Below are 5,014 nucleotides of genomic sequence, written 5' to 3' on the forward strand. Positions count from 1 at the left end.
CGTATACGAGACCCGTACGTACGGTGGTGTGAGAGGCGCTCCGGTGGGCTATTAGCTCACCGGCCGTCTACTCGATTGTGTGCATGTGGCTTATATTTTCTTCTCTTCAAAAGTCTGATTATCAATCAATACTAAATTAATATTTTTGTCAACTCCATTACTCTTAATATAATCAACTGTGCTTTTAAGTCTTTTTGTTACTCCATCATTTTGCCACAAATCTTTAACTACAAAAAATTTAATTGTATAATCAGGTTCCGTATTAAGAAATACAATGTCAATCCTTTGGTTAACTGGAAAATAGGCTCTTAATCTTTTAACTGTATTCTCAACTTTCTTCACATCTTCGATTGGCATTGATGAATTGTAGTAAATTTTGTGAAAATCATTAATCTGATAAGGCTGTAAATAAAGTATCGGCTCGTATACTTGTTGGTTGTCAATTTCTATCTCTTTTAGTTCAAAGTTATTTAGCAAATTGATATCTGTGAATCCTATTTCAATTTTCTTATCAAAGTTTAAGTTATAATTTAGATAATTCTCAAATCCATTAAAATCTGTTAGCAACATTGTATCAGACAGTACTGAAGTATCAGGAAGAACAAATTTAAGTCTGTAGAAATTCTCTTCTGTATTTAAAAACAAATCAGCTCCTTCACTACCTTCCATAAATCCAGATTGCTTAATCACAGATGCTATACGCTCTGATTTTAAATCTTCAATGTCTTTGCTGTAATGCAATTTTACATTTTTATCTACGGTTATGTTTTTCTCATATCCTTCGGTTGGAATTGCAAAAATCATAACGAATAAAAAAGACGCTATAATTAAAAGTCCAATTAATCCGTATCCTGCAGCTTGCCAGTTTGAAGCTTTTTGACCATTCTCAGAAAGGAAATCTTTAATCTTTTGTCCTTGTAATTTTTCAACTAATCCCGCAATAATCGCCGTGTAAATCCCAGGTATTAATGCTTGTGGAATTTTATCTATTATATGCTCAGGAATCATAAAAATCCCAGCAAAAAGAAGAACCGTTGATATTATCCCAATAAAAATTGAATTTCGAGCTGCATTCTCATCTCCAAAGACTTTATAGTTTTTTGAAATCAGAAATCCAGCAGCAATTGGTCCACCGAAAAATGTTGCTACTGAAATCGCTTTGTTAGTAAAAATCTTTTGTGAATTGTTTTCCATTTATCTTATCATTAGGTTTAATCTATGCAGTGTCGCGCCATTGCACACAACGGTTGGTACATGTTGTCGGGGCGGATTTCGGAGAGCGTTCCTGTCCGAAGGACACGGAACTGCGATGCGAGAATCCGCAGTTGGCGTACCATTGAACCCCGCCCTGCAATATGTACTGTGTGTGTGCCCAGCATGAGCATGTGCACACACTACTGAAAGCTCTGGAAAAATGTTTAAAATACAAATTTTTAGTGTTAAATGGTAGTGTGATGCATGAAATTATTCCAGAGGGTGTAAGTCCCTTATGCGCAGGAGTAACGTCTTGAAGCATTAGTAAGTCGCAAGCTGGTTTGGGGTGACCCATGCAGTGAAGGAAGCGAGACTACAAACCCCGGTACTGACGAACAGGAACCTGATATGAGGCTATGAGGCCGGATAAGCAAGCACATCATTGTGACGTCCAAAACATTCCGCAAGGGATGAGCGCCAAAGTAGTAGATCAGGCAGCGATTGGGTGAAGCCTGCCTGCCGGCAGGTAGGGGAGATGCTCTTACCTGGGGAGGCCTCAAAGATCCAAAGTCTTTGAGGAGTCAGCAGAGGCCATAGTAGGCTTTGGAAATGAGCCGTCATCGAAAAGGCGGAGGACTCACCGATAAGCTGAAGGGCCGAACGTTAAGTTGTCCTAAATTCGGCAAGGAAGCTTTCTGCGGGAGCAGAATCTAGCCTTGTTTTAGACGGGACAGGGAAACAAAAGATGGAAACTAAAAATGATTGAGCAAATTCTATCGCGAAAGAACTTGTTACAGGCAATGTACAAAGTCCAAAAGAACCACGGTTCGGCAGGGATTGACCACATGCCTGTATGTAAACTGTCGGACCTTTTATCAATTGATAAGGGCGAACTGGCAGCCAAAGTTCGTCGTGGTCAATACTTGGCCCAAGCCATTTTAGGCGTAGCGATTCCGAAAGGAGAAGGGAAAACAAGGTTACTTGGTATTCCCACAGTAACTGATCGTTTGCTACAACAGGCGGTTTTGCAAGTTATCACGGCACGGTTCGAATATGAGTTCTCGGATTCCAGTTTTGGATTTCGCCCTAAGCGAAGCGTTGGACAGGCAGTTTTAAAAGCACAGGGCTACATCAACAAGGGTTATCAGTACGTCGTCGATATTGATCTGAAGACCTTTTTCGATGAAGTAGACCACCGCTATTTATTACAACTGCTTTACCGCAAAATCAGATGCCGCGAAACCCTACGCCTTATTCGCAAATGGCTTCGCTCCCCGATACAAATAAACGGGAAGCTGGTCAAGCGCCGGAAGGGCGTACCGCAGGGAAGTCCTCTGAGCCCCTTACTGTCCAACATCATGTTGCATGAACTGGACAGGGAATTGGAACGGCAGGGTTTGCGTTTTGTCCGCTATGCCGATGATTTTAGCATTTACGTTAAAACGAAAGCTACAGCCCGAAAGGTAGGCAACAACATTTTTAAGTTTCTTAAGAAGAAGTTGAAGTTGACTATCAACCGGGAGAAAAGCGGCATTCGCCGACCGGTACATTTTACCTGTTTAGGATTTGGTTTTGTGCCAACCTACAAGAAAGGAGAACGCGGCAAATATCAATTGGTCGTTTCGGAAAAGAGTTGGCGCAACTTGAAGCAAAAGCTAAAAACCATCACCCGAAAAACCACTCCCATGAGTTTTGATGAACGTATCGAAAAAATGGGCGAAGTGCAACGGGGCTGGATTAATGCTTTCCGTATGGCAAGCATCCAGAACAAACTCGTTGAACTGGACGGGTGGTTACGGAACCGACTCCGTTACTGCATTTGGCACCACTGGAAAAAACCGGAACGGAAAAGGAAAAACCTGATTCGTTTGGGGGTTGAACAGGGACAAGCCTATCAATGGAGCCGATCGAGAATGGGTGGTTGGCGTATTGCTTAGAGCCCGATTTTGGGGACTACCATTACAATTGATCGATTGAAAAAACGCGGTTACATTCCCTTACAGGAACTCTACAATCAAGTTAAACCAAGTACGGTTTTGTTTCCTATGACTTAACGAACCGCCCAGTACGAGACCCGTACGCTGGGTGGTGTGAAAGCCTCTCCCTGCTAGTTTTTGCTAGCGGGGCGGGCTATTCGATTATGCAACGGTTTTTATTTAACAAATTTCATGGGCTCTTTAAATCTTGAATCTCCTGAAATTCTTGCTAAAATTCTTTCAGGGAAGTTTATTATTGTGTCTAATGCTCTATTAATATGAACATTCGTCGTTGTATTTTTTAATTCTTTAGCAATATCACGCATTCTCAAATCTGGTTTTCTTTTGTCTAAATCTGTAGTAAATTCAGAATCGGAAAATAGATTCAAGAATTCAATAGTTTCTGCAACATTAAATGTTTTTATGAATTGGACATAATATGTTGTTGCTCTTTCATCAATTCCATCCCTGTATCCTTTTCCATTCCCTGCATAACATAGACAAATTACTTTTACAAACATTTTTCTTGCAGCTTGAGGAATTCCTTTATTGGATAAGGATTTATCTATCGATTTGGCATGTGAATATTCGTTGTAAAAATTATTCCATTCAAAATGTACGCTTCTCAGGTTTTCAAGTTTTTCCAGTAACTCTGCGGCAAGACTATCTTCATCTTTATAGCCTTCTCCATCAACGATTTCTAAAAATTTCTGGGTTGAGTCTTTTCTCTTGATGTCACCATTTACGCGGTGAAGACCAAATTTTGCACCTATTTTATATTTAGTTTCTTCAGTAGAAGCGTTCCAGATATATGGACAAATACCTTCAATATTGTCAAGTATGAATTGCTCCTGGTCAGGTGAGCAAAAAGTACCAAATAGTGTTAATAATAAGTCATCGATTCTTTCTTGCGGTTGTTTGATAATATCTTTTCCAATCGGCTCATAATCAGCGGCAGGGATAACATTCTTTCTGACATTGTCTAATAATCTTTTTAAATTGACTACAGAGATGTCAGGCGTTGCAGTGATTGCATATTTTAAACAATTTTCCAAAAATGTCAACATGTCCATTCCAGAAACCTCATTTTCATTAGGATGGGCAGAACTTGCATGATTTCGAAAATAGTTTACATATTCTAATCTTTTAAAATTTACATCATTTATCAAGCCCATCCTTCTACAGATTTCCAATAAATCATAATCTGAGATAGCCTCAAGGTCTTCTTCTCCATTAAGCTTTTTATATCTCGAAGCTAATTCTCCAGCAACGCTATAAAAATATTCTAAATCAAATTTTAGAATTAATTGTCTCAGTGCTTTTATTGTTTCATCCCACAAAAAGGCAAGAGCTCCATCAAAGAGCCCTACAGTTACAGCAACAGTAAACTTTGATAAATAATATGCTTTCTCCCTTTGTTCATAAGGCAGAACTTCAAGTGCACTTTCTAATGAAAAGATTACTTTGCGTCTTTCCTCAATCGGTTGTAATACATTTTCTGTTGGCAAACCTACATGTTGAAGCAAATTGCTTAATGGTTGATTAAACTCAGCAATTGATGTCTCAATCTTTTGAGGTGAATTTCCTGTAGGAATTAGTTCAATTTTATTATTTTCTTCCATTGGTTTTTATTTGGTTTAAACTGTTGCATAGCACCTGTATACCCACAGTCCTGTGGGTATATTGGCTTTATCTGTATTTGTTCTTGTTGGTTGAAACGTTGGTTGTGTCGGGGTGGTAACTGTAGTAGGGTCGTTCTCTCATTGGTTTTTTAGGTTTAGATTTGTGGTTAAGTTGGTTAGCTTATAGACAAATATAATATTATTGTTTCAATAGTCAATTTC

3 protein-coding genes are annotated in these 5,014 nt (G+C 39.0%); 1 reads left to right on the top strand and 2 read right to left on the bottom strand.

Translation table 11 applies throughout. The features are described 5' to 3' along the window. Positions 1–90 precede the first annotated feature (90 nt). Positions 91–1,194, bottom strand: a complete 1,104-nt coding sequence (locus tag ACUNWA_RS18905; RefSeq protein WP_445593488.1) for a hypothetical protein — start codon at positions 1,192–1,194, stop codon at positions 91–93. A gap of 758 nt (positions 1,195–1,952) precedes the next feature. On the opposite strand from ACUNWA_RS18905, the gene ltrA reads away from it, so the two are divergent. After that, positions 1,953–3,131, top strand: a complete 1,179-nt coding sequence (gene ltrA, locus ACUNWA_RS18910) for a group II intron reverse transcriptase/maturase (protein ID WP_445593489.1) — start codon at positions 1,953–1,955, stop codon at positions 3,129–3,131. A 215-nt stretch (positions 3,132–3,346) separates the two neighbouring features. On the opposite strand, the gene ACUNWA_RS18915 is transcribed toward ltrA, so the two are convergent. Beyond that, positions 3,347–4,792: a hypothetical protein gene (locus ACUNWA_RS18915; protein ID WP_445593490.1), complete on the bottom strand. Its 1,446-nt coding sequence runs from the start codon at positions 4,790–4,792 to the stop codon at positions 3,347–3,349. Between the last annotated feature and the right edge of the window lie 222 nt (positions 4,793–5,014).

The organism is Sunxiuqinia sp. sy24, assembly GCF_052677165.1.

Excerpts from the sequence above, each read along its gene's own strand:
- ACUNWA_RS18915 (WP_445593490.1), bottom strand. The coding sequence starts at position 4,792 with ATGGAAGAAAATAATAAAATTGAACTAATTCCTACAGGAAATTCACCT.
- ltrA (WP_445593489.1), top strand. The coding sequence starts at position 1,953 with ATGATTGAGCAAATTCTATCGCGAAAGAACTTGTTACAGGCAATGTAC.
- ACUNWA_RS18905 (WP_445593488.1), bottom strand. The coding sequence starts at position 1,194 with ATGGAAAACAATTCACAAAAGATTTTTACTAACAAAGCGATTTCAGTA.